The following is a 24,005-nucleotide window of genomic DNA, read 5'->3' as shown; positions in this document are numbered from 1 at the left end:
CAACATGCTGACCTTGCCGTAGCGGCAGGAGTCGCGCTATGGGGCGGCGATTGGGTTGGTTGCGGCAAGGTGAGCAGGGCGTTGCGTGACGCATCGTAGTGCGCTGGTCTGGCGGCGTGGAACGAGAGGTGACGCCAATTTCAACAATTATCGATGCGGCTACTGGATTCTGTGCGTCACCTCACGCACAATGAATACAAACTTTGCCCTCAGAAGAGCAAAGAGCGCCACACCTGCAGGAGAACAAAAATGTCATCACTGAGTAAAGAAGCCATACTCGTTCATGAAGCGCTGGTCGCTCGTGGGCTGGAGACGCCGCTGCGTCCGCCAGTACAAGAAATTGATAATGAAACTCGCAAGCGTCTGATCGCCGGACACATGACCGAGATTATGCAGCTGTTAAACCTTGATCTAAGTGATGACAGCCTGATGGAGACTCCGCATCGCATCGCCAAAATGTACGTCGATGAGATTTTCTCCGGCCTGGACTACGCCCGGTTCCCTAAAATCACCGTCATCGAAAATAAGATGCAGGTTGATGAAATGGTGACCGTACGCGATATCACTCTGACCAGCACCTGCGAACACCATTTTGTCACGATCGACGGCAAAGCGACGGTGGCCTATATCCCGAAAGATTCGGTAATTGGCCTGTCGAAAATTAACCGCATCGTGCAGTTCTTCTCCCAGCGCCCGCAGGTGCAGGAGCGACTGACGCAGCAGATCCTCACCGCGCTGCAAACGCTATTGGGAACCAGCAACGTCGCGGTTTCCATCGATGCGGTGCACTACTGTGTGAAAGCGCGCGGCATTCGCGATGCGACCAGCGCCACCACCACCACGTCGTTGGGCGGCCTGTTTAAATCCAGCCAGAATACCCGCCAGGAGTTCCTGCGCGCCGTACGTCACCACAACTAAAACGGAGCAGGGTACATGGAGAGAAATGTCACGCTGGACTTTGTCCGCGGCGTCGCCATCCTCGGTATCCTGCTACTGAATATCAGCGCCTTCGGTTTACCGAAGGCCGCTTACCTCAACCCGGCGTGGTCCGGGAGCATCTCCGATAGCGACGCCTGGACCTGGGCGATTCTCGATCTGCTGGCGCAGGTCAAATTCCTGACCCTGTTCGCCCTGCTGTTTGGCGCCGGGCTTCAGCTTTTACTGCCGCGCGGCAAGCGTTGGATCCAGTCGCGCCTGACGCTGCTGGCGCTGTTGGGCTTTATACACGGTCTGTTTTTCTGGGACGGCGATATTCTGCTGGCTTATGCGCTGGTAGGGCTGGTGGGATGGCGAATGGTGCGCGACGCCCACGATGTCAAATCGCTGTTTAATACCGGCGTGGTGCTGTACGTCATTGGCGTGGCGGTACTGCTACTGCTGGGATTGATTTCCGGCAATACGCCCAATCGTTCGTGGGTGCCGGACGCGGCCAATTTGCAGTACGAGCAGTACTGGAAGCTAAAAGGCGGCTTTGAGGCGGTGAGCAATCGCGCGGATATGCTGTCGGATAATCTGCTGGCGCTGGGCGCGCAGTACGGTTGGCAGCTGGCCGGTATGATGCTGATGGGCGCCGCGCTAATGCGCAGCGGCTGGCTCAAAGGGCAGTTCAGCCTTCACCATTACCGGCGTACCGGCGGGCTGCTGATTATCGCCGGAATGGCGGTCAATTTGCCCTCTATCGTCGCCCAGTGGCATCTGGGCTGGGATTATCGTTGGTGCGCATTTTTGCTACAGGCGCCGCGCGAGCTGAGCGCGCCGCTGCAAACCATCGGCTACGCGGCGCTGGCCTGGGGCTTCTGGCCGCAGCTGTGTAAGTTTCGTCTGGTGGGGGCGATTGCCTGCGTCGGGCGCATGGCGCTGACCAACTATCTGCTGCAGACCCTCATTTGCACCACCCTATTTTACCGCTTCGGCCTGTTTATGAAGTATGACCGCTTACAGCTGTTAGCCTTCGTGCCGCCCGTATGGGCGGTGAATCTTCTCTTCTCGTGGTTTTGGCTACGTCATTTCCGCCAGGGGCCCGTTGAATGGCTATGGCGCCAATTCACCCTGCGTGCGTCGGGGACATCATTAAAAGATACATCCAGATAACGATCTGGATCACAATCATTAACAAAATGGATGTAACCGTTTCCATCCCTGTGACCTCACTCACGTAGCGTACCGCACGTCGCTGCCAGAATAGCCTCCTTGCTGAACACAGGAGGTGAGTGTGACGTACTGCAATGCTCTACAGGTTGGTGAGTATGATCACCATTCGTGATGTCGCCCGCCAGGCGGGGGTTTCCGTTGCGACGGTTTCGCGCGTGCTGAATAACAGCGCGCTGGTGAGCCCGGATACGCGAGAAGCGGTAATGAAGGCGGTAACGCTATTGGGCTATCGGCCGAACGCCAACGCGCAGGCGCTGGCGACGCAGGTCAGCGATACCATCGGCGTGGTCGTGATGGACGTGTCGGACGCCTTTTTTGGCGCGCTGGTCAAAGCGGTTGATACCGTCGCCCAGCAGCATCAGAAATATGTGCTTATCGGCAATAGCTATCATGAAGCGGAAAAAGAGCGTAACGCCATTGAGGTGCTGATTCGCCAGCGCTGTTCAGCGCTGATCGTCCATTCCAAGGCGCTGAGCGACGCGGAGCTGGGGGATTTTATGGAGCATATGCCGGGAATGGTGCTGATTAACCGCATCGTGCCGGGGTACGCCCACCGCTGCGTTGGGCTGGATAACGTCAGCGGCGCGCTGATGGCGACCCGCATGCTGCTCAATCATGGTCACCAGCGCATCGGCTACCTCTCTTCCAATCACGGCATCGAAGATGATGAATTACGGCGGGAAGGATGGTTCAGGGCGTTACATGAACACGGCATTGTCGCTCCCGAAAGCTGGGTGGGATCCGGATCTCCGGATATGCAGGGCGGCGAGGCGGCGATGGTCGAACTGCTGGGGCGCAACCTCGGTCTGACCGCGGTCTTCGCCTATAACGACAGCATGGCGGCCGGCGCGCTCACGACGCTTAAAGATAACGGCATTGCCGTACCGCAGCATCTCTCGCTGATCGGTTTTGATGATATCCCCATTTCCCGTTACACCGACCCGCAGCTGACGACGGTGCGCTACCCGATTATGTCGATGGCGAAACTGGCGACCGAGCTGGCGCTACAGGGCGCGGCGGGGAAGCTGGATCGTGAAGCCAGCCACTGCTTTATGCCGACGCTGGTGCGCCGGCATTCGGTGGCGCAGAGGCAAATTGTGGGGCCGATCACTAACTAATTATCTGCCTGATGTAACCGCTTTCAATATGTGAGTGATTTCACAGTTTGTTAACATTAAGCTGACTATGATTGCTGCGTTTACAAGTCTGAACATACTATGTCACGGTGATTAATCACTTTTACAGCAGTAATCGGCGTTAAACGATGAATAAAGCCGTTTTTCAGGAGCGGTACCCTACACGGAAGACAGAATTACAGTCGTGAATGTCGCTGTGCAGTAACATTAATGTAACGCTCGCCAGCCATTTTCACACCAAAGACCCTGCATAATAAAACCGGAGATTCCATGAATAAGAAGGTGTTAACCCTGTCTGCTGTAATGGCCAGCATGTTATTCGGCGCCGCGGCGCACGCAGCAGATACGCGTATCGGCGTGACGATCTATAAATACGACGACAACTTTATGTCGGTGGTGCGTAAGGCAATTGAGAAAGACGGCAAATCGGCGCCGGATGTTCAGCTGCTCATGAATGACTCGCAAAACGATCAGTCCAAGCAGAACGATCAGATTGACGTACTGCTGGCAAAAGGCGTGAAGGCGCTGGCGATTAACCTGGTTGACCCGGCGGCGGCGGGGACGGTCATCGATAAAGCCCGTAGCCAGAACGTGCCGGTGGTATTCTTTAACAAAGAGCCATCCCGTAAGGCGCTGGATAGCTACGATAAAGCGTACTACGTCGGTACCGATTCAAAAGAGTCCGGCGTGATTCAGGGTGACCTGATTGCCAAGCACTGGAAAGCGAACCCGAACTGGGATCTGAATAAAGATGGCCAGATTCAGTTTGTCCTGCTGAAAGGCGAGCCGGGCCATCCAGATGCGGAAGCGCGTACTACCTATGTGATTAAAGAGCTTAACGACAAGGGCTTCAAAACCCAGCAGCTGGCATTAGACACCGCCATGTGGGACACCGCTCAGGCGAAAGATAAGATGGATGCCTGGCTGTCTGGCCCGAACGCCAACAAAATTGAAGTCGTTATCGCTAACAACGATGCGATGGCGATGGGCGCGGTAGAAGCGCTGAAGGCCCACAATAAGAGCAGTATCCCGGTATTCGGCGTCGATGCGCTGCCGGAAGCGTTAGCGTTGGTTAAATCCGGCGCTATGGCGGGTACAGTACTGAACGATGCCAACAACCAGGCGAAAGCCACCTTCGATCTGGCGAAAAATCTCGCCGATGGCAAAGAACCGGCTGCCGGCACTAACTGGAAAATTGAAAATAAGATTGTCCGCGTACCGTACGTGGGCGTTGATAAAGACAATCTGAGTGAATTTATCGGTAAGTAATAGCTTAATAAGCTGCGGGCGTGCGCGCTGTACGCCCGATTATTCCTGATACAGAACCCGTCCCTGTTCGTCGTTAATTCGTCGGCTGGGGTATGCACGCACGCAGCCAGGTATAACTATGGTCAGCAATAATAGCGAACGGTCAGGCGAATATTTGTTGGAAATGACCAACATCAACAAATCGTTTCCTGGCGTCAAGGCTCTCGATAATGTGAACCTCAAGGTTCGTCCCCACTCTATTCACGCCTTAATGGGGGAGAACGGCGCGGGCAAATCAACATTATTAAAATGCCTATTTGGGATCTACCAAAAAGATTCCGGCAGTATTCTTTTTCAGGGGCAAGAGATCGATTTCCATTCGGCTAAAGAAGCCCTGGAAAACGGTATTTCAATGGTTCATCAGGAATTAAACCTGGTCTTACAACGTTCGGTGATGGACAACATGTGGTTGGGACGTTATCCCACCAAAGGCGTGTTTGTCGATCAGGACAAAATGTATCGTGATACCAAAGCGATTTTCGATGAGCTGGATATTGATATCGACCCGCGCGCTCGCGTCGGTACGCTATCGGTATCGCAAATGCAGATGATTGAAATTGCGAAGGCATTTTCCTATAACGCCAAAATTGTCATTATGGATGAGCCGACCTCTTCGTTAACCGAAAAAGAGGTCAACCATCTGTTTAAAATTATCCGTAAGCTAAAAGAGCGCGGCTGCGGTATAGTCTATATTTCCCACAAAATGGAAGAGATCTTCCAGCTGTGCGATGAAATTACCATCCTGCGCGACGGCCAGTGGATCGCCACTCAGCCGTTGGAAGGGCTTGATATGGATAAGATTATCGCGATGATGGTCGGTCGCTCCCTCAATCAGCGCTTTCCGAACAAAGAAAATAAGCCGGGTGAGGTGATTCTCGAGGTGCGCAATTTAACCTCATTGCGCCAGCCGTCGATTCGCGATGTCTCTTTCGATCTGCACAAAGGCGAAATCCTGGGTATTGCCGGACTGGTTGGCGCGAAACGTACCGATATCGTCGAGACGTTATTTGGTATTCGCGAGAAGGCCGGTGGGACGATCAGGTTGCACGGTAAGAAGATTAATAATCATAGCGCCAATGAAGCCATCAACCACGGCTTTGCCCTGGTGACCGAAGAGCGACGCTCGACGGGAATTTATGCCTACCTGGATATCGGTTTTAACTCGCTGATCTCCAATATTAAGAAATACAAGAATAAGGTCGGATTGCTGGATAATTCACGCATGAAAAGCGATACCCAATGGGTGATTGATTCGATGCGCGTGAAAACCCCAGGGCAGCACACGCAAATTGGTTCGTTGTCCGGTGGTAACCAACAAAAAGTGATTATCGGTCGCTGGCTATTAACCCAGCCGGAAATTCTGATGCTCGATGAACCCACGCGTGGGATTGACGTTGGGGCAAAGTTCGAAATTTATCAGCTGATCGCCGAGCTGGCAAAAAAAGACAAAGGGATCATTATTATTTCCTCCGAGATGCCGGAGCTGCTGGGTATTACTGACCGTATTCTGGTAATGAGCAATGGTCTTGTTGCCGGAATTGTTGAGACTAAAACCACCACGCAAAACGAAATTCTCCGTCTTGCGTCGTTGCACCTTTAAGATCAGGGGCTCCTCATGAGTGCGTTAAATAAAAAGAGTTTTCTCACCTATTTGAAAGAAGGTGGGATTTACGTGGTTCTTTTAGTATTGCTGGCTATTATTATTTTCCAGGATCCGACATTCTTAAGTTTGCTGAACTTAAGTAATATTCTGACCCAGTCTTCGGTGCGTATTATTATCGCGCTCGGCGTGGCCGGACTTATTGTCACTCAGGGTACCGACCTTTCAGCCGGACGTCAGGTCGGTCTCGCGGCGGTTATCGCCGCCACGATGCTGCAGGCGGTGGACAATGCCAATAAGGTGTTCCCGGAGATGGCTACGATGCCGATCCCGCTGGTTATCCTGCTGGTGTGCGCGATCGGCGCGGTCATTGGTCTTATCAACGGTATTATTATCGCTTACCTGAACGTGACGCCATTTATCACCACTCTCGGCACGATGATCATCGTTTACGGTATCAACTCCCTGTATTACGACTTTGTTGGCGCGTCGCCGATTTCCGGCTTCGATAGTCACTTCTCGCAGTTTGCCCAGGGGTTCGTGGCGCTGGGCTCATTCCGCCTGTCGTATATTACCTTCTATGCGCTGATTGCGGTGTTCTTCGTATGGATCCTGTGGAACAAAACCCGCTTTGGTAAAAACATTTTTGCTATCGGCGGTAACCCGGAAGCGGCGAAGGTTTCCGGCGTCAACGTCGCTCTGAACCTGCTGATGATTTATGCGCTCTCCGGCGTGTTCTACGCCTTCGGCGGCCTGCTGGAAGCCGGACGCATCGGTTCGGCGACCAATAACCTTGGCTTTATGTATGAACTGGATGCCATTGCCGCCTGCGTGGTCGGCGGCGTATCGTTCAGCGGCGGGGTCGGCACCGTGTTCGGCGTGGTGACTGGGGTGATTATCTTCACCGTCATCAACTACGGTCTGACCTATATCGGCGTGAACCCGTACTGGCAGTACATTATCAAAGGGGCGATTATCATCTTCGCCGTGGCGCTGGATTCGCTGAAGTATGCGCGGAAGAAGTAAGTTCCTCTGTTGATAAAAGCTGCCTTCGGGCAGCTTTTTTATTTTGCGCGGGTCTGGCTCACGAAAATCGATATTGCTGAATAAATAGCTATTAGTCTTTTCATATCACGAATGAATTAATGAGTTTGTCAAGATGTAAACATATATTTATATATCTTTCCGCCAACTACGGATATTATGCTCATTTGCTTTTTGATGATGGAAAGGAACCATACAATGTTAAAGAAAATGATTGCCGCGATAGGCTTCGCAAGCCTCTTTTTATTGAGCGGCTGCGCAAAAGAATCATCCCGCTCTCTTGAAGTCGCCAAGGTGACGACCTGGAATACGCCTTACCACGGCGCTCGCAGCCCAATTTCAGTGGGTAAGTTTGATAACCGCTCCAGCTATATGAACGGCGTATTTTCTGATGGCGTCGATCGTTTGGGTAATCAGTCAAAAACAATTCTCATAACACATTTGCAACAAACCGGGCGATTCAATGTTCTCGATCGGAGTAATATGGCCGAGTTGCAGAATGAAGCCAGTATAAAAGGAACCAGCCAGACGCTGAAGGGCGCTGATTATGTGGTGACGGGCGACGTGACCGAATTTGGGCGCAAGGAAGTCGGGGACCATCAGTTATTTGGCATCCTGGGAAGAGGGAAGAGCCAAATTGCCTATGCCAAAGTGAATCTGAATATCGTAAATGTCCAGACATCCGAAGTCGTTTTTTCATCGCAGGGTGCCGGGGAGTTTGAGCTTTCTAACCGCGAAGTGATCGGATTCGGCGGTACCGCCAGCTATGACTCCACGCTAAACGGAAAAGTGTTGGATCTCGCTATCCGCGAAGCCGTAAATAATCTGGTTGCAGGTATCGAAAGCGGTGCGTGGACACCGGCTAAATAATCGTTCTGATTTCGACATTTCCCGTGTGCGCACGGTGAAATGTCGCGTTAAATCATAATATGGATGTTAAAAATGAATATTATTCGTTCTGTTTTCATTCTGCTCGCCGTGGCGGTGATAAGCGGTTGTGCGACAAGCCCCAAACCTCTCTATAGCTGGAATGAATATCAGCCTGTGGTTTATGAGTATTACGCGCTGGATATGGGGCCACAAGAGCAAATCGAAGCATTAAAAAAAGATATTGAAAAAGCGCGGGCGCAGGCCCTTCCTGTTCCTCCGGGACTGCATGCGCATCTGGGGATGTTATATATCGATACCGGTCATCCGGAATTGGCAAAAACAGAATTTGAACAGGAGAAACGGCTGTTTCCTGAATCCAGCCAGTTTATGGATTTTCTGTTGAAGAAAATGCAGGGAGGCAAAGCATGAAAAAGTTATATGTATTATGCGCAGGTTTATTAGTGACCCTGTTGTTGAGCGGTTGCGCACCGAAAAAATCCTATGACTACACGGCATTCAGGCAGAGTAAACCGAAGAGTATTCTGGTCCTGCTGCCGAAAAACGAATCACCGGACGTTAAAGCGGGCTATGGGGTACTTTCGCAGGTCACGCTGCCGCTTGCCGAGGCGGGATATTATGTTTTCCCTGTTGCCGTCGTTGAGAACACCTTTAAACAAAATGGCGTCGTGAATGGTGAAGAAATGCACGGTGTCAGCCATCAAAAGCTAAGAGAAATTTTTGGCGCCGACGCTGTGCTCTATCTTAAGGTCACGGAATATGGGACATCGTATCAGGTTATCAATAGCGATACGCGTGTCGCCGTTTCCGGTGAACTGGTGGATATTCGTAACGGGAAACTATTATGGAAAGGCAGCGCGGTAGCTTCCAGCAGCGAAGGTGACAGCAGCGGCGGTTCGCTTTTAGGCATGCTTATCCAGGCTGCCGTTGACCAGATAGTCAACACCATGACCGACAGAAGCTATAAGGTTGCGGGTATTGCCGATGCGCGCCTGCTTACGCCTGCCGCGCCGGCGGGTATGTTGTACGGCCCTCGCTCTCCTAAATACGGTAAAGATTTGCAATAGCGTCCTCAATAGATGGCCGATGCGCGCCTTTGCATCGGCCATTTATTGCTTATCAGGAAGCCGTCTTTGCCAGATAACGAGGCTACTTCTCTTTTTTCTGCAGCTCCAGCAGCTGCTGGGGCGTGACCGCAGGATAGGACTGCGCGCCGTCGGGAACTTCCTGCTGCGCGGGGATGGGGATCAGCGGGCCTAAAAAGCGCGGCTCGCGTTTAAAAATATAGAGATCCGCCAGCGCGCCGAAGCGGGCGCCGAACTCGCGCAGGCGAACGCTCCACATATCTTTTGGCGACGGTACCGCGTAGCACTGCGCCTGAATCCCCATATGCAGGGCAATAAACAGCGCCCGCTCGCAATGGAAGCGTTGGGTAATGATAATAAAGTCGTTCGTATCGAAGACTTTACGGGTGCGAACAATCGAATCGAGGGTACGAAAACCCGCATAGTCCAGCACGATATCCGCCGGATCGACGCCGGCTTTGATCAAATCGCGGCGCATGGTCATCGGCTCGTTATAGCTTTGCAGCGCGTTATCGCCGCTGAGCAGCAGATAGTTCACTTTGCCGCTGTTGTAGGCGTTCAGCGCGCCCTGAATCCGGTAACGATAATATTGGTTGATAACCCCGGTACGGTAGTACTTGGCGGTACCGAGCACGACGCCGACCTGGCGGTAGGGCAGGTCCTGTAGCTCATCGTAAATATAGGGAGAGGTTTTCCAGCTCATCCAGCGGTCGAGACCCAGCACGGTTAACAGCAGCAAGCCGAACAGGACTAACAGGCTGTATAACACACGCTTTAACATGAACCTGGCTCAATAGTGGATGAGGGAAGCTTCAGGCTACTTTACCCGTCGGGCAAGCGCAAGAAACCGTCGTTTAATTGCGGGGATTTTCAACAGTGCGGGCCGTTTGGCCCGCAGAATGTGACTAACCTAACAGTACGCGATCGATATTATGGCAGCCCAGCGCCTTTAGCGTCGCCGCGGTGGCGTCCCACTGAATTAGCGCCGCATCGGCCTTCTCGGCCAGAATCGCGCGCTGGATATCCGGGTAATCGTATCCATTGAGGCTCAGTAGATTTAGCGCGCCCTGTAGCGGAGGCAGCGTCGGGTTAAAAGCGGCGTTCTCGGCATAGCTGCCGGTGAAAAGGGTACCGTCTTTCAGCTCCAGCGCAACGCCGGATGGCGAATTGCTGTAAGGCATGTGGCAACGGTTGGCCGCCTGAATCGCCGCCTGAGCCAGCGCGTCGCCACTGAGCGGGAAGCCGTGGTCCTGCTCATCCATCAGCAGTATTTTAATGTCCAGATCTTTCGGGCCGAAAGCGTCCGGCAAATAGTGCTGCAGCGAATGCGCCTCGCGACCGGGGAGGTGGATGCGCAGCGCCAGGCCGCTGTTCAGCTCGTTCATAAACTGTCGGCAGTGGCCGCAGGGAGTGTAGTTAACGGTAATCGCCCGCAGGGATTTTTCGCCGCGCAGCCAGGCATGGCTGATGGCGCTTTGTTCGGCGTGCACGGTTTGCTGCATGGTGGCGCCGAGAAATTCCATATTTCCGCCGAAGTACCAGGTACCGCTGATGCCGCGGGCAATCGCGCCGACGTTAAAATGCGACAGATCGGCCCTCGCGCAGGCCGCCGCCAGCGGCAGCAAAGCAAAGGCCAGCGCGTCTTCATCCAGCCCCGTTGCGCTTTGCAGCGCCGCAACCTGGTCTGCATTCAGCAGGGCCGGGAAATGCCGATCGGCCAGCATCGGGGCGATGGCCGCTTGCAGGTCCGCCGCCAGTTGGGGAAGAACAGCTTGAAAACGTGGGTGCATGGCGTTGCCTCATAACAATGTAATGGAAATCTAGTGTACGGGGGGTGACAGCCTGTATATGTGATAAACATCTCATTGTCATTGCAACTAATTCGTGTTGCATTTAAAAATGTGATTCAAATCACAATTATCCAACAACAGCTAAAATAAGCGGAAATAAGAACGGCGCGACCAGCGAGGTAATGATCCCGCAAAGCACCAGCGCCAGCGAGCTGAATGCCCCTTCCTGATAGTCGAGCTCAGCGCAACGGGCGGTCCCCAGGGCGTGGGATGCGGTGCCCATCGACAGCCCGCGCGAGGCTTTGGTGCGGATGCGCATCACATTCAGCAGGGTGTGGCCAAAGACCGCGCCGAGAATGCCGACGAAAATCACGCACACCGCGCTGATCGCCGGGATCCCGCCAATGCTGCTGCTCACCGCCATGGCAATCGGCGTCGTCACCGATTTCGGCAAAATAGAGGCGGCAATCTGCGGGGTTGCGCCCATCATCAGGGCAACGGTAGTGCCGGTGACCATCGCCACCACGCTGCCGATAAAGCAGATGGTGATGATTGACTTCCAGCGGGCGCGGATTTGGTGCAGCTGCTCATACAAAGGAAAGGCCAACGCCACCACCGCCGGCTGCAGCAGGTCATTAAGAATTTTGCTGCCGAGGAAATAGCGCTCGTAGGAGATGCCGGTAATCAGCAGAAAAGGTATCAGCACCACCATCGCCACCAGCAGCGGGTTGAGCAGCGGAAATTTAAACCGCGCCGCCAGCCTGCGGGCAAGGAAAAAGACGGCCAGGGTTAGCGGCAGCGACCACCAGATTTCATGGATCATTCTTCACTTCCTTTTTGTCCAACCACTTTGCGCTCACCGTGAACCAGGTGTGAACTCCAGCTGACGACTAAAAAGACGACCAGCGTGCTTATCGCGCAGGAAACCACCACCGGGCCAAACTGCGCGCGCAGTAAATCCCAGTACTGCATGACGCCGACGCCGATAGGCACAAATAGCAGCGCCATATAGCGAATCAGAATGTTGCAGCCGGGGTTGACCCACTGTGGCGGCATGATCTGCAGCGCCAGCAGAAAAAACAGAATCAGCATGCCAATAATGCTGCCGGGAATAGCGATCGGCAGTAGCGAAGAGAGAAAAATGCCCGCATACAGGCAGGCGTAGATGAGCACGAAAGCGCGCAGATACTGCCAGACAATAATCAGTGATTTACTCATGGTAATAACCCTTGATGAACCGCATTCATCATACAATTAAAGCCAAAAATGTGCTACCGATCACATCATGAATTCTACGCATACCTGCAATAGAGACGGGGAACAGCAAAACGGACGGCTATCAGAGTGTAGATTGCAGCGACAGGCAGTGCAGAAACCGGCTCAGCGCCAACGACGGTGTTTCACTTTTTCGCCAGAACACCCCAACGCTACCTTTTTGTTCAATGCGCGGCAAATTAAGAATCGCCAGCTGGTGCTGGGCCGCGTAGCGCTGCGCCAGGCGCAAGGAGAGAATTGAGACCATATCGCTACTCTGCAGCAGGTTGCTGGTCACGTTCATCGAGGCCGATTCGATAGTATTCTCCGGCAGCATCACGCCGTTATCCACCAGCGCGTTGTCGATGCTCAGGCGAATTGGCGTGCCGGTGGGCCAGACAATCCAGCGCCAGGGGGAGAGGTCGGCCCAGCTTAATTGCGGTTTCTGGGCCAGCGGGTGATCGGGGCGGGCGACAAAGCAGACCGGTTCGGTGTAGAGCACCCGGTAGCTCAGCGGCAGTTCCAGCGCCCGCCCGCCAACGCGTCCGACAACGACATCAACCACGCCGGCGAGCAGATCGTTAAGCAGCGGCGTCATGACCTTTTCTTCGATATTCAGGTGCAGGGTCGGCATCTCTTTGAGCAGTTCGAGAATTGCCTGTGAGACGCAGTCGGTCGCCACCGGCGAACAGCCAATCATCAGGCTGCCCACCTGTCCGCCCTGTTTAAAACGCTCGATTTCATACTGCGAACGCGACATATCGTTAATCAGCCGCTGGGCGTGCTGAAGCAGCAGCTTTCCGCCTTCGGTCGGGCGCAGGCCTTTGCTATGGCGTTCGAACAAAGTCATGCCGACTTCCTCTTCAAACTGGCCGAGCCATTTGGAGAGCGCGGGCTGAGTAATGTTAATCATTTTCGCCACCTGCGTGAGATTGCCTTGCTCCCCCAGCGCCACCAGCATCTGTAAATGATGCAGCTTGAGTTTCTGCGTCCAGTTCACCATTAGGTATAACCTCCAGGTTATGTCTATGCCCGAAATACCATTGTACATTTCATTGCCATGCTTACAAAATCGCAACATAAAAGAAATAAATACAACATCTACTTCCCTACCTGCTCTGAGGCATAACCATGACTCAACGACTTGAACTACAAAAACTACTCAATGCCGCGCCAGTCGGCGCCCGACAATGGCGCGTGATTATCTGCTGTTTCCTGGTGGTCATGCTCGATGGTTTCGATACGGCGGCGATTGGTTTCATCGCCCCGGATATCCGTAGTCATTGGCAGCTCACCGCCGGTGACCTCGCGCCGTTATTTGGCGCAGGGCTGCTGGGCCTGACCGCCGGGGCGCTGCTCTGCGGTCCGCTCTCCGACCGCTTTGGCCGTAAACGGGTAATTGAGTTCTGCGTCGCTCTATTCGGCCTGTTCAGCCTGCTTTCCGCGTTTGCCCCCGATCTACAGATGCTGGTGTTCCTGCGTTTCCTGACCGGGCTCGGCCTCGGCGGCGCGATGCCTAATACCATTACCATGACCTCGGAATATCTGCCTGCCCGGCGGCGTGGGGCGCTGGTGACCCTGATGTTTTGTGGATTCACACTCGGCTCGGCGTTCGGCGGCGTGGTCAGCGCGCAGCTGGTCCCGCTGATTGGCTGGCACGGCATTCTGGTTCTCGGCGGCGTTTTACCGTTGATGCTGGCGGTGGCGCTGATACCGCTGCTTCCCGAGTCTCCGCGCTGGCAGATCCGTCGCCAGCTCCCGCAAGCGGTGATAGCCAAAAACGTTGGCGCAATAACCGGCGAACGCTATACCGATACCCATTTCTGGCTTGATGAGCCTGCCGCAGCGGCGAAGGGCAGCATCAGCCAGCTGTTCGCCGGGCGTCAGCTGGCCATCACCTTAATGTTATGGGTGGTGTTCTTTATGAGCCTGTTGATTATCTATCTGCTCTCCAGCTGGATGCCGACGCTGCTTAACCATCGGGGGATTGATTTACAGCACGCTTCGTGGGTCACCGCCGCCTTCCAGATTGGCGGTACCTTCGGCGCCTTGCTGCTCGGCGTGCTGATGGATCGCTTCAATCCCTATCGGGTGCTGGCGCTGAGCTACGGCCTGGGGGGGGTGTGTATCGTCATGATTGGCCTGAGCGAGAACGGCCTGTGGCTGATGGCGCTGGCGATTTTCGGCACTGGGATTGGCATCAGCGGTTCGCAGGTCGGCCTCAATGCGTTAACCGCCACTCTGTATCCCACCCAAAGCCGCGCGACCGGTGTGAGCTGGTCAAACGCGGTCGGCCGCTGCGGCGCCATCGTTGGCTCGCTCTCCGGCGGCGTGATGATGGCGATGAATTTCTCTTTTGACACCCTGTTTTTTGTTATCGCAGTACCGGCCGTCGTTAGCGCCGTGATGCTTGTCCTGCTGACGCTTGCCGTCCGCAACCCAACATCTGTACCTGCCGCGTTGCCTTCTGCGGGCATCGTGAATAAATAAGGAGAACGCTCATGACTCAATCTTCAATGGAAATCAATAAAGATCGTCAGCAGTACTATCAGCATATTTCCGGGCAAAACCTGACGCCGCTTTGGGAATCCCTGCACCACCTGGTGCCGAAAACGCCGAACGCCACCTGCGCCCCGGCCTACTGGAATTATCAGGAGATTCGTCCGCTGCTGATGAAAAGCGGCGAGCTGATTGGCGCGAAAGAAGCGATACGCCGCGTGCTGGTGCTGGAGAACCCGGCGCTGCGCGGACAGTCATCGATTACCTCATCGCTGTATGCTGGTTTACAGCTGATCATGCCCGGAGAGGTAGCGCCGAGCCATCGGCACAACCAGTCGGCGCTGCGCTTTGTCGTGGAAGGCGAGGGGGCGTTTACCGCCGTTGATGGCGAACGCACCGCCATGCGCGCCGGGGATTTTATTCTGACTCCGCAGTGGCGCTGGCACGATCACGGCAACCCCGGCAATGAGCCGGTGGTCTGGCTCGATGGTCTCGACCTGCCGCTGGTGAACTATTTGGGCTGCGCTTTTGCTGAGGATTACCCGGAAGATCAGCAGCCGGTGACCCGCAAAGAGGGAGACTACCTGCCGCGCTACGCCGCCAATATGTTGCCGCTGCGCCATCAGGTCGGTAACTCTTCGCCCATCTTTAACTATCGTTACGACCGCAGTCGCGAAGCGCTGCACGACCTGACGCGAATGGGCGATGCCGACGAGTGGGACGGCTATAAAATGCGCTACGTCAATCCGGTTACCGGCGGCTATCCGATGCCGTCGATGGGCGCTTTCCTGCAGCTGTTACCGCAAGGGTTTACCTCACGCGCGGCGAAAACCACCGACAGCACTATCTATCATGTGGTGGAAGGTAGCGGCCAGGTCACCATTGGCGAACAGACCTTCACTTTCCAGGCAAAAGATATCTTCGTGGTGCCGACCTGGCACGCCGTCTCTTTTAACTCTGCCGAAGATACCGTGTTATTCAGCTTTTCGGACCGTCCCGTGCAGGAAGCGCTCGGCCTGTTCCGCGAAGCGCGTTATTAAAAATGAAGAATAAGGAATCCATCATGACTCAATACGTTTTTGCCCCCCAGGCCCCGATTAGCGTTCCAGTTGTCGGCAGCGATGAGCAGTTTCCGGTGCGCCGCGTTTACTGCGTGGGCCGCAACTATGCCGCCCACGCGCGTGAAATGGGCTTTGACCCGGATCGCGAACCGCCGTTTTTCTTCTGTAAGCCGGCCGATGCGGTGGTGCCCGTCGCCGCGGGAGAAACGCTGAACCTGCCGTATCCGACGCAAACCGATAACTATCACTATGAAATTGAGCTGGTGGTGGCGATTGGCAAACAGGGAAGCGATATCCCGCAGGAGCAGGCCCACGAGTATATCTGGGGCTATGCCACGGGGCTGGATATGACCCGCCGCGATCGCCAGATGGAGATGCGCCAGATGGGCCGTCCGTGGGAGATTGGTAAAGCTTTTGACCTTTCCGCGCCGATTGCGCCGCTGCACAAAGCGGATGCGGCGGACGTGAACCAGGCCGGAATTTGGCTGCAGGTGAACGGGGAAGATCATCAGCGCAGCGATATTCGCCACCTGATCTGGTCGGTCAATGAAACCATCAGCTATCTTTCCGGCTTCTTTGAGCTGCAGCCAGGCGATCTGATTTTTACCGGCACGCCGGAAGGCGTCGGCGCGGTGGTGAAAGGCGATGTGATCACCGGCAACGTAGAGGGTCTGACGCCAATCGCCGTGCGTGTGGTGTGAGGTGAATGATGAAGCTGTACAGTTTTTTTAATAGCTCGGCGTCATATCGCGTGCGGATTGCGCTGGCGCTGAAGGGCATTGACTACCAGAGCGTGGGGGTCAACATCCGCATTGGTCAGCAGAACGCGCTGGAATACCGGCGGCTGAATCCGGTTGGCCTGGTGCCAACGTTGATCACCGATGATGGCGAATCTCTCGGCCAGTCGCTGGCGATTGCCGACTGGCTGGATCGGCACTATCCGCAGCCGCTGCTGCTGCCTCAGGACGACAGCGCGCGGATGCGGGTGCTGGAGATTGTTTACGCCATCGCCTGCGATATTCACCCAATAAACAACATGCGCGTTTTACGCTACCTTGGCGACGAACTGAAGGTAAGCGAAGAGGATAAAAAACGCTGGTATGCGCACTGGATCCAGCAGGGATTCAGCGCCGTCGAGCAGCTATTGCGCCACGCGAAATCCGGCGATTTTTGCGTGGGCGATGCGCCCACCCTGGCGGACTGCTGTCTGGTGCCGCAGTGGGCCAACGCCTTGAGGATGGGCTGCGATCTCAGCCACTATCCACGCTGTCAGGCGGTCTATGACGCCTGCACCCGGCTGCCGGCGTTTATCGCCGCTGCGCCGGAAAACCAACAAGATAAGATCCCGGCTTAGGAGGCAACATGGCAAAAGTAATGCGAGCAATCATTGTCGGCGGTGGGATTGGCGGGGCAGCTACCGCTCTCTCTCTGGCGCGCCAGGGCATCAAGGTCATGCTGCTGGAAAAGGCCCATGAAATCGGCGAAATCGGCGCCGGGATCCAGCTTGGCCCTAACGCGTTCTCGGCGCTGGACAGCCTCGGCGTCGGCGAAGTCGCCCGTCAGCGTGCGGTCTTTACCGATCATATCACCATGATGGATGCGGTCAACGGTGAAGAGGTGGTGCATATTGAGACCGGACAGGCGTTCCGCGACCATTTTGGTGGGCCGTATGCGGTGATCCACCGGGTAGACATCCACGCCACCGTCTGGGAAGCCGCGCTGACCCATCCGGCTGTCGAGTATCGCACCTCGACGCAGGTGGTGGATATCCGCCAGACCGCCGATGACGTGACGGTTTTTGATGATAAAGGCAACAGCTGGACGGCGGATATTCTGATCGGCTGCGACGGCGGTAAGTCTGTGGTGCGCCAAAGCCTGCTGGGCGATTCGCCGCGGGTCACCGGCCACGTGGTCTATCGTGCGGTCGTCGATGCCGCCGACATGCCGGATGATTTACGCATCAATGCGCCGGTGCTGTGGGCCGGTCCGCACTGCCACCTGGTACATTACCCGCTGCGCGGCGGCAAGCAGTACAACCTGGTGGTGACCTTTCACAGCCGGGAAACAGAAGAGTGGGGCGTGCGCGACGGCAGTAAAGAAGAGGTGCTCTCCTACTTTAAAGGTATCCACCCGCGTCCCCGGCAGATGCTGGATAAGCCGACCTCCTGGCGCCGCTGGTCCACCGCCGACCGCGAGCCGGTAGAGAAATGGGGCAACGATCGTATTACGCTGGTCGGCGATGCCGCGCATCCGGTGGCGCAGTATATGGCCCAGGGGGCCTGTATGGCGCTGGAAGATGCGGTGACGCTGGGTAAAGCGCTGGCGCAGTGCGACGGCGACGCCGCCCGCGCTTTCGCGCTGTATGAGTCGGTTCGTATTCCGCGTACCGCGCGGATCGTCTGGTCGACGCGTGAAATGGGGCGGGTCTATCACGCCGCCGGCGTTGAGCGCCAGGTACGCAACCTGCTGTGGAAAGGCAAAACCCAGAGCGAGTTTTATCGCGGCATCGAGTGGCTGTACGGCTGGAAAGAGGATAACTGCCTGGAAGCACGTTAAGCGGCTTTGCATTTCCCGGGTCGCAAACAGAGGTGACCTTGTAGCCCGGCTAAGCGCAGTGCAAGCCGGGAAGCAGCAGAGCCGCGGCAGGGAAAACCGATATTGGCCCCTTTCAACCCGCATCCAGAGGCGCTAACATAGCGCCTCTTTTTTCCGGGCAATGAAAAACAATATGCGTGTACTACTGGCGCCGATGGAAGGCGTGCTCGATTCGCTGGTGCGCGAGCTGCTGACCGAAGTGAATGATTACGATCTCTGCATCACTGAATTCTTGCGCGTGGTGGATCAGCTCCTGCCGGTAAAATCGTTCTACAGACTGTGTCCGGAACTGCATAACAACAGCCTGACGCCGTCCGGCACCCGCGTGCGCGTGCAGCTGCTCGGGCAGTATCCGCAGTGGCTGGCGGAAAACGCCGCTCGCGCGGTCGAGCTCGGTTCCTGGGGCGTTGACCTCAACTGCGGCTGCCCGTCAAAGCTGGTAAACGGCAGCGGCGGCGGGGCGACGCTGCTTAAAGACCCTGAGCTTATCTATCGCGGCGCGAAAGCGATGCGCGAGGCGGTTCCCGGCCATCTGCCGGTCACGGTAAAAGTACGGCTTGGCTGGGACAGCGGCGAGCGGCGATTTGAAATTGCCGATGCGGTCCAGCAGGCCGGAGCCAGCGAGCTGGTGGTGCACGGCCGCACCAAAGAGGACGGCTATAAAGCGGAGCGCATCGACTGGCAGGCCATTGGCGAAATCCGTCAGCGTCTGACTATTCCAGTGGTGGCCAACGGCGAAATCTGGGACTGGCAAAGCGCCCAGGATTGCCTGGCCGCGACCGGCTGCGACTCGGTGATGATTGGTCGCGGCGCCCTGAACGTTCCAAACCTGAGCCGGGTGATAAAATATAACGAACCGCGTATGCCCTGGCCGCAGGTGGTCGAACTGCTGCAAAAATACACCCGTCTGGAAAAGCAGGGCGACACCGGCCTTTATCACGTCGCGCGTATCAAACAGTGGCTGAGCTATTTGCGTAAAGAATACCTTGAGGCTGCTGAGCTGTTCAGCGCGGTACGCACCCTACAGGATTCAACCAGCATTGCGCGCACGATTAACGACTGGCGTAGCTAAACTATCTGACCGGCATCACATTTTTTAGCTTGTCCCATTGAGATTACCCGGCGGACAGTGAAATACTCACTACCGATTGTTACTGCTCCGGCAGGCAAAACCTGATTTCCTGGCATCCGTCGGGGTCAGGTTTTTTTGTTTTTGGGGTTCATATGCAAATCGCCAAAGTACTTAATAATAATGTAGTGGTGGTTGTTGATGAGCAGCAGCGCGAACAGGTAGTCATGGGCCGAGGGCTTGCCTTTCAAAAACGCGTTGGTGACTCTCTTGATGAAAGTAAAATTGAAAAGGTCTTCGCGCTACAGAGCGATGAACTGGTTGGCCGTTTAGGTGAATTACTCAGTCAAATACCGTTAGAAGTGATGACGACCTGCGATCGGATCATCGATCTGGCGCGCGGTCGTCTCGGTAAGTTACAGGATAGTTTGTACATTACCCTGACCGACCACTGCCACTTTGCGATTGAGCGGCAGAAGAAGGGCATCGCCATTCGTAATGTGCTGCTGTGGGAAATAAAGCGGTTGTATCCGAAGGAATTTGAGTTAGGGCAGGAGGCGCGGGCGATCGTCAGCAAACGGCTCGGGGTTGAACTGGCCGAAGATGAAGCGGGTTTTATCGCCCTGCATCTGGTCACGGCGCAGCTCAACAGCGAAATGCCGGAAGTGATGCACGTGACCCGGGTCATGCAGGAGATCCTGCAGCTGGTGAAGTATCAGCTGACGCTGAACTACGACGAAGAGTCGCTGAGCTACCAGCGCTTTGTCACCCATCTCAAGTTTTTCGCCCAGCGTATGCTGACGCGAACGGTGGTTGAAGATGATGATGTGACGCTGCACAGCGCGGTAAAGGATAACTACCCTAAAGCGTGGAAGTGTGCGGAAACCGTCGCCCGGCACCTGCAAAAGAGCTATCAGCGGCCGCTGACGACGGAAGAGATTATGTTTCTCGCCATTCATATTGAGCGGGTGAGAAAAGAGGGACGCTAAGCGCCGATCGGGCCTGGCGCATAGCTCCCACTCTACAACTGGATTGTTACTGCATTACGCAGGCAAAACCTGAGCGCAACGCCTACACGGCGTTGTTCTCGGGTTTTTTTATTTTTAATACTCAGTTAACGATGCCTGCGGGCAGCGGAAGTAAGGAAAAACAGCATGGAATATAAAGCACTCGCGCAGGATATTCTCACTCGGGTAGGCGGCAGAGAGAATATTGTGAGTCTGGTTCACTGCGCTACACGGCTGCGTTTTAAGCTCAAAGATAGCAAGAAGGCGGATGCCGAAGGACTGAAGGCGAACCCTGGCGTCATTATGGTCGTCGAAAGCGGCGGCCAGTTTCAGGTGGTTATCGGTAATCACGTGCACGATGTCTGGCTGGCGGTGCGCGGCGAAGCCGGCCTGACGGATGACAGTGAGCCGGTGGCGGTAAAAGGCGAAAAAGTGTCGATTATCGGCCAGCTTATCGACATTGTTTCCGGTATTTTCACCCCGTTTATCGGCGTCCTGGCGGCCTCGGGGATCCTCAAAGGCTTGCTGGCGCTGGCGGTGGTTTGCGGCTGGTTAACGACGCAGCAGGCAACCTACAAAATCTGGTTTGCCGCCAGCGATGCGCTGTTCTTCTTTTTCCCGCTGTTTCTCGGCTATACCGCAGGCAAGAAATTTGGCGGCAACCCCTTTATTACCATGGTGATCGGCGGCGCGTTAACCCATCCGCTGATGATTCAAGCGTTTGACGCCAGCATGGCGCCCGGCGCCGCGACGGAGTATTTTCTCGGCATTCCCGTGACCTTTATCAATTACAGCTCCTCGGTCATTCCGATTATCCTCGCTTCGTGGGTCAGCTGCTGGATTGAAAAACGCAGCAACGCGATACTGCCTTCCTCAATGAAGAACTTCTTCACGCCGGCGATTTGCCTCGCCGTCGTCGTACCGCTCACGTTTCTGATTATCGGCCCCGTAGCCACCTGGCTGAGCCAGCTGCTGGCCAATGGTTATCAGCTTATCTATCAGGTTGCGCCCTGGCTTGCCGGCGCGGCGATGGGGGCGCTGTGGCAGGTATGCGTTATCTTCGGCCTGCACTGGGGATTGATACCGTTAATGATTAACAACCTCGCCGTGCTGGGCCATGATTCGATGATGCCGATGCTGCTGCCTGCGGTGATGGGCCAGGTGGGCGCCGCGCTGGGGATTTTCCTGCGCACTCGCGATGCGCGGCAAAAAGTGCTGGCGGGTTCTGCGGTTTCCGCCGGGATCTTCGGCGTGACCGAGCCGGCGATTTATGGTCTGAACCTGCCTTTACGCCGTCCCTTTATCTTCGGCTGCGTTGCTGGCGCCATCGGCGGCGCGATGGTTGGTTTTAGCGACAGCCACGTCTACTCTTTTGGTTTCGGTAACATTTTCACGCTGGCGCAAATGATCCCGCCGGAGGGCATTGACGCTACGGTGTGGGGCGGCGCGGCGGGGATGTTTGCCTCGTTAATCATCGCCTGCGTACTCACCCTCGTCGCCGGACTGCCGCGCAGCAGCGCTGAGCAGGCTGCGGTTGTCGTGGCTCCGGCCTCGGAAAACGATATCCTGGCGCCGATGACCGGCAGCGTTCTGGCGCTGGATCAGGTGCCTGACAGTACCTTCGCCAGCGGTCTGTTGGGCAAGGGCGTGGCGATTATTCCCTCAGTGGGCAAGGTTATCGCGCCGTTCTCGGGCGAAGTCGCTTCCATTTTTCAAACCAAACACGCCATCGGTCTGCTGAGTGACAGCGGCATTGAGCTGCTCATCCACGTTGGCATCGACACCGTTAAGCTCGATGGCGTGCCGTTTACCGCCCATGTAAAAGAGGGCGACAAAATCAAAGCGGGCGACCTGCTGCTGGAGTTTGACCGCCAGGCGATCCTGGACGCCGGCTTTGATCTGGCGACGCCCATTATTATCAGCAACAGCGATGATTATCGTGCTCTCGACATGGTCTCCGCCAGCGCGGTGGAAGCCGGTCAGCCGCTGTTGTCTATAACCCGTTAATCACAGGAGAGAGATGAATGAAGAGATTCCCGCAGGCGTTTTTATGGGGCGGCGCGACCGCGGCAAATCAGGTCGAAGGCGCTTATCTGGAAGACGGGAAGGGATTAACCACTTCTGACGTCCAGCCGCGCGGCGTATTTGGCGAAGTGGTAGAGCGCGTACCCGGCGATAGCGGCATTAAGGATATCGCCATCGATTTTTACCACCGTTATCCGGAAGATATCAGCCTTTTTGCCGAGATGGGCTTTAACTGCCTGCGCGTATCAATTGCCTGGGCGCGTATTTTCCCTAACGGCGATGAGGCGCAGCCAAACGAAGCCGGGCTGGCCTTTTACGATAAGCTGTTTGATGAAATGGCGAAGCACAATATTACTCCGCTGGTGACCCTGTCCCACTATGAGATGCCGTGGGCGCTGGTAAAAAACTACGGCGGCTGGGGCAATCGCAAAGTGATTGGCTTCTTCGAGCGCTATGCCCGTACGGTGTTTGAGCGCTACCAGGCGAAGGTCAAACTGTGGCTGACCTTCAATGAAATCAATATGTCCCTGCACGCGCCGATGACCGGCGTCGGTCTGCCGGCCGACAGCAGCAAAGCGGAAGTCTACCAGGCTATTCACCATCAGCTGGTGGCGAGCGCGCTGGCGGCAAAGGCCTGTCATGACATCGTGCCAGAGGGCAAAATCGGCAATATGCTGCTCGGCGGCCTGATGTATCCGCTCAGCTGCAAACCGGACGATATTTTTGAAACCCTGCAGCAGAACCGCAGCTGGCAGTTCTTTGGCGATGTCCAGTGCCGCGGCGCTTACCCGGGCTATATGCTGCGCTATTTCCGCGACAACGGCATTAACCTCGAAATAACCGATGCCGATCGCGCCGCCCTGAAAGAGACCGTCGACTTTATCTCCTTCAGCTACTATATGACCGGCTGCGTGACCGCTGACGAAGAGCTGAACAAAAAAGCGCGCGGCAATATTCTCAGCATGGTGCCGAACCCGCACCTGGCAAGCTCGGAATGGGGCTGGCAGATTGACCCGCTCGGTCTGCGCACGCTGCTGAACGTGCTGTGGGATCGCTATCAGAAACCGTTGTTTATCGTGGAAAACGGCCTGGGCGCCAAGGATAAGGTGGAAGCCGACGGCAGCATCAACGACGATTACCGGGTCAGCTACCTTAACGACCATCTGGTGCAGGTTCGTGAGGCCATAGAGGACGGCGTTGAGCTGATGGGCTACACCAGCTGGGGGCCTATCGACCTGGTGAGCGCGTCGAAGGCGGAGATGTCCAAACGCTACGGTTTTATCTATGTCGATCGCGACGATGAAGGCAACGGCACCCTGGCGCGCAGCCGCAAGAAGAGCTTCTGGTGGTATAAAGAGGTGATTGCCACCAACGGCGGCAGCTTAAAAGAGTGATTGCTCTGGACAGGTAAAGCGTTAGCTGCCAGCTAATAAAATGCGAGCACGGAAGCTGACATCATTCTTATGGCCCGGATAACCTCCGGGCCATTTTGC

General features: G+C 55.5%; 22 protein-coding genes and 1 pseudogene. 18 read left to right on the top strand and 5 right to left on the bottom strand.

Going from position 1 to position 24,005, the window contains the following annotated elements; translation table 11 throughout:
- Positions 1–249 precede the first annotated feature (249 nt).
- From folE to KCG39_RS10015, 9 genes are all read left to right on the top strand, one after another.
- Positions 250–918 (top strand): GTP cyclohydrolase I FolE, encoded by a 669-nt coding sequence (folE, locus tag KCG39_RS10055; protein WP_004103895.1) that lies wholly within the window; start codon positions 250–252, stop codon positions 916–918.
- Positions 919–933: 15 nt separating this feature from the next.
- Entirely contained in the window at positions 934–2,091 is a 1,158-nt protein-coding gene (gene yeiB, locus KCG39_RS10050; RefSeq protein ID WP_004122865.1) for a DUF418 domain-containing protein YeiB, read from the top strand.
- 155 nt (positions 2,092–2,246) lie between these two features.
- Entirely contained in the window at positions 2,247–3,269 is a 1,023-nt protein-coding gene (gene galS / locus KCG39_RS10045; RefSeq protein ID WP_004122864.1) for an HTH-type transcriptional regulator GalS, read from the top strand.
- Positions 3,270–3,557: 288 nt separating this feature from the next.
- Positions 3,558–4,556, top strand: a complete 999-nt coding sequence (mglB, locus tag KCG39_RS10040) for a galactose/glucose ABC transporter substrate-binding protein MglB (protein WP_004122863.1) — start codon at positions 3,558–3,560, stop codon at positions 4,554–4,556.
- Positions 4,557–4,674: 118 nt separating this feature from the next.
- Entirely contained in the window at positions 4,675–6,195 is a 1,521-nt protein-coding gene (mglA, locus tag KCG39_RS10035; RefSeq protein ID WP_004122862.1) for a galactose/methyl galactoside ABC transporter ATP-binding protein MglA, read from the top strand.
- A 15-nt stretch (positions 6,196–6,210) separates the two neighbouring features.
- Positions 6,211–7,221 carry a galactose/methyl galactoside ABC transporter permease MglC gene (mglC, locus tag KCG39_RS10030; protein ID WP_004122861.1) on the top strand — a complete coding sequence of 337 codons (1,011 nt, stop codon included), beginning with the start codon at positions 6,211–6,213 and terminating at the stop codon, positions 7,219–7,221.
- A 216-nt stretch (positions 7,222–7,437) separates the two neighbouring features.
- Positions 7,438–8,109 carry a CsgG/HfaB family protein gene (locus KCG39_RS10025; RefSeq protein WP_087829132.1) on the top strand — a complete coding sequence of 224 codons (672 nt, stop codon included), beginning with the start codon at positions 7,438–7,440 and terminating at the stop codon, positions 8,107–8,109.
- Between the two features lie 72 nt (positions 8,110–8,181).
- A complete protein-coding gene (locus KCG39_RS10020) occupies positions 8,182–8,538 on the top strand; it encodes a DUF4810 domain-containing protein (RefSeq protein ID WP_004122858.1) in 357 nt (118 codons plus the stop codon).
- Positions 8,535–9,194: a DUF799 domain-containing protein gene (locus tag KCG39_RS10015; protein WP_049113998.1), complete on the top strand. Its 660-nt coding sequence runs from the start codon at positions 8,535–8,537 to the stop codon at positions 9,192–9,194. Before KCG39_RS10020 ends, KCG39_RS10015 begins: the two co-directional genes overlap by 4 nt.
- Before the next feature lie 82 nt (positions 9,195–9,276).
- Here the strand turns inward: KCG39_RS10015 and sanA are convergent, their stop codons facing one another.
- The 5 genes from sanA to KCG39_RS09990 all read right to left on the bottom strand — a co-directional run bounded on the left by sanA (position 9,277) and on the right by KCG39_RS09990 (position 13,259).
- Entirely contained in the window at positions 9,277–9,993 is a 717-nt protein-coding gene (gene sanA, locus KCG39_RS10010) for an outer membrane permeability protein SanA (RefSeq protein ID WP_004122854.1), read from the bottom strand.
- 124 nt (positions 9,994–10,117) lie between these two features.
- A complete protein-coding gene (gene cdd, locus KCG39_RS10005) occupies positions 10,118–11,002 on the bottom strand; it encodes a cytidine deaminase (RefSeq protein ID WP_004122852.1) in 885 nt (294 codons plus the stop codon).
- A gap of 127 nt (positions 11,003–11,129) precedes the next feature.
- On the bottom strand, positions 11,130–11,825 hold the full coding sequence (locus KCG39_RS10000) for a CidB/LrgB family autolysis modulator (protein WP_004122851.1): 696 nt from the start codon (positions 11,823–11,825) through the stop codon (positions 11,130–11,132).
- Positions 11,822–12,220, bottom strand: a complete 399-nt coding sequence (locus KCG39_RS09995; RefSeq protein WP_004122849.1) for a CidA/LrgA family protein — start codon at positions 12,218–12,220, stop codon at positions 11,822–11,824. The genes KCG39_RS10000 and KCG39_RS09995 overlap by 4 nt, the downstream gene beginning before the upstream one ends.
- 121 nt (positions 12,221–12,341) lie before the next feature.
- Complete coding sequence (locus KCG39_RS09990) at positions 12,342–13,259, bottom strand: LysR substrate-binding domain-containing protein (protein WP_004122848.1); 918 nt, start codon at positions 13,257–13,259, stop codon at positions 12,342–12,344.
- 128 nt (positions 13,260–13,387) lie between these two features.
- Between KCG39_RS09990 and mhbT the strand changes: the two genes are divergently transcribed.
- From mhbT to KCG39_RS09945, 9 genes and pseudogenes are all read left to right on the top strand, one after another.
- Entirely contained in the window at positions 13,388–14,746 is a 1,359-nt protein-coding gene (gene mhbT, locus KCG39_RS09985) for a 3-hydroxybenzoate transporter MhbT (protein WP_142467890.1), read from the top strand.
- 11 nt (positions 14,747–14,757) lie between these two features.
- Positions 14,758–15,795 (top strand): gentisate 1,2-dioxygenase, encoded by a 1,038-nt coding sequence (gtdA, locus tag KCG39_RS09980; protein ID WP_004122841.1) that lies wholly within the window; start codon positions 14,758–14,760, stop codon positions 15,793–15,795.
- Positions 15,796–15,818: 23 nt separating this feature from the next.
- The gene (locus KCG39_RS09975; protein WP_142467889.1) at positions 15,819–16,517 is read left to right on the top strand and encodes a fumarylacetoacetate hydrolase family protein; all 699 of its coding nucleotides are present in this window, start codon (positions 15,819–15,821) and stop codon (positions 16,515–16,517) included.
- Between the two features lie 8 nt (positions 16,518–16,525).
- Entirely contained in the window at positions 16,526–17,170 is a 645-nt protein-coding gene (gene maiA, locus KCG39_RS09970; RefSeq protein ID WP_049112284.1) for a maleylacetoacetate isomerase, read from the top strand.
- An 8-nt stretch (positions 17,171–17,178) separates the two neighbouring features.
- Entirely contained in the window at positions 17,179–18,372 is a 1,194-nt protein-coding gene (locus KCG39_RS09965) for a 3-hydroxybenzoate 6-monooxygenase (RefSeq protein WP_004122835.1), read from the top strand.
- 172 nt (positions 18,373–18,544) lie between these two features.
- Complete coding sequence (gene dusC / locus KCG39_RS09960; RefSeq protein WP_032742166.1) at positions 18,545–19,483, top strand: tRNA dihydrouridine(16) synthase DusC; 939 nt, start codon at positions 18,545–18,547, stop codon at positions 19,481–19,483.
- A gap of 152 nt (positions 19,484–19,635) precedes the next feature.
- Positions 19,636–20,469 (top strand): transcriptional antiterminator BglG, encoded by an 834-nt coding sequence (bglG, locus tag KCG39_RS09955; protein WP_004122830.1) that lies wholly within the window; start codon positions 19,636–19,638, stop codon positions 20,467–20,469.
- A gap of 53 nt (positions 20,470–20,522) precedes the next feature.
- Positions 20,523–22,494, top strand: a pseudogene (bglF, locus tag KCG39_RS09950) (PTS beta-glucoside transporter subunit IIABC).
- Between the two features lie 17 nt (positions 22,495–22,511).
- Positions 22,512–23,906, top strand: a complete 1,395-nt coding sequence (locus KCG39_RS09945) for a glycoside hydrolase family 1 protein (RefSeq protein ID WP_211811594.1) — start codon at positions 22,512–22,514, stop codon at positions 23,904–23,906.
- Positions 23,907–24,005: the final 99 nt, after the last annotated feature.

The organism is Klebsiella pasteurii (genome assembly GCF_018139045.1).
Taxonomy (GTDB): domain Bacteria; phylum Pseudomonadota; class Gammaproteobacteria; order Enterobacterales; family Enterobacteriaceae; genus Klebsiella; species Klebsiella grimontii.
Note: the sequence above shows the minus strand (reverse complement) of the source record. Positions and strands in the feature narration are given on the sequence as shown.

Bases quoted from the DNA above. Each gene is read 5' to 3' on its own strand.
- folE (WP_004103895.1), top strand. From the start codon at position 250: ATGTCATCACTGAGTAAAGAAGCCATACTCGTTCATGAAGCGCTGGTC.
- yeiB (WP_004122865.1), top strand. From the start codon at position 934: ATGGAGAGAAATGTCACGCTGGACTTTGTCCGCGGCGTCGCCATCCTC.
- galS (WP_004122864.1), top strand. From the start codon at position 2,247: ATGATCACCATTCGTGATGTCGCCCGCCAGGCGGGGGTTTCCGTTGCG.
- mglB (WP_004122863.1), top strand. From the start codon at position 3,558: ATGAATAAGAAGGTGTTAACCCTGTCTGCTGTAATGGCCAGCATGTTA.
- mglA (WP_004122862.1), top strand. From the start codon at position 4,675: ATGGTCAGCAATAATAGCGAACGGTCAGGCGAATATTTGTTGGAAATG.
- mglC (WP_004122861.1), top strand. From the start codon at position 6,211: ATGAGTGCGTTAAATAAAAAGAGTTTTCTCACCTATTTGAAAGAAGGT.
- KCG39_RS10025 (WP_087829132.1), top strand. From the start codon at position 7,438: ATGTTAAAGAAAATGATTGCCGCGATAGGCTTCGCAAGCCTCTTTTTA.
- KCG39_RS10020 (WP_004122858.1), top strand. From the start codon at position 8,182: ATGAATATTATTCGTTCTGTTTTCATTCTGCTCGCCGTGGCGGTGATA.
- KCG39_RS10015 (WP_049113998.1), top strand. From the start codon at position 8,535: ATGAAAAAGTTATATGTATTATGCGCAGGTTTATTAGTGACCCTGTTG.
- sanA (WP_004122854.1), bottom strand. From the start codon at position 9,993: ATGTTAAAGCGTGTGTTATACAGCCTGTTAGTCCTGTTCGGCTTGCTG.
- cdd (WP_004122852.1), bottom strand. From the start codon at position 11,002: ATGCACCCACGTTTTCAAGCTGTTCTTCCCCAACTGGCGGCGGACCTG.
- KCG39_RS10000 (WP_004122851.1), bottom strand. From the start codon at position 11,825: ATGATCCATGAAATCTGGTGGTCGCTGCCGCTAACCCTGGCCGTCTTT.
- KCG39_RS09995 (WP_004122849.1), bottom strand. From the start codon at position 12,220: ATGAGTAAATCACTGATTATTGTCTGGCAGTATCTGCGCGCTTTCGTG.
- KCG39_RS09990 (WP_004122848.1), bottom strand. From the start codon at position 13,259: ATGGTGAACTGGACGCAGAAACTCAAGCTGCATCATTTACAGATGCTG.
- mhbT (WP_142467890.1), top strand. From the start codon at position 13,388: ATGACTCAACGACTTGAACTACAAAAACTACTCAATGCCGCGCCAGTC.
- gtdA (WP_004122841.1), top strand. From the start codon at position 14,758: ATGACTCAATCTTCAATGGAAATCAATAAAGATCGTCAGCAGTACTAT.
- KCG39_RS09975 (WP_142467889.1), top strand. From the start codon at position 15,819: ATGACTCAATACGTTTTTGCCCCCCAGGCCCCGATTAGCGTTCCAGTT.
- maiA (WP_049112284.1), top strand. From the start codon at position 16,526: ATGAAGCTGTACAGTTTTTTTAATAGCTCGGCGTCATATCGCGTGCGG.
- KCG39_RS09965 (WP_004122835.1), top strand. From the start codon at position 17,179: ATGGCAAAAGTAATGCGAGCAATCATTGTCGGCGGTGGGATTGGCGGG.
- dusC (WP_032742166.1), top strand. From the start codon at position 18,545: ATGCGTGTACTACTGGCGCCGATGGAAGGCGTGCTCGATTCGCTGGTG.
- bglG (WP_004122830.1), top strand. From the start codon at position 19,636: ATGCAAATCGCCAAAGTACTTAATAATAATGTAGTGGTGGTTGTTGAT.
- KCG39_RS09945 (WP_211811594.1), top strand. From the start codon at position 22,512: ATGAAGAGATTCCCGCAGGCGTTTTTATGGGGCGGCGCGACCGCGGCA.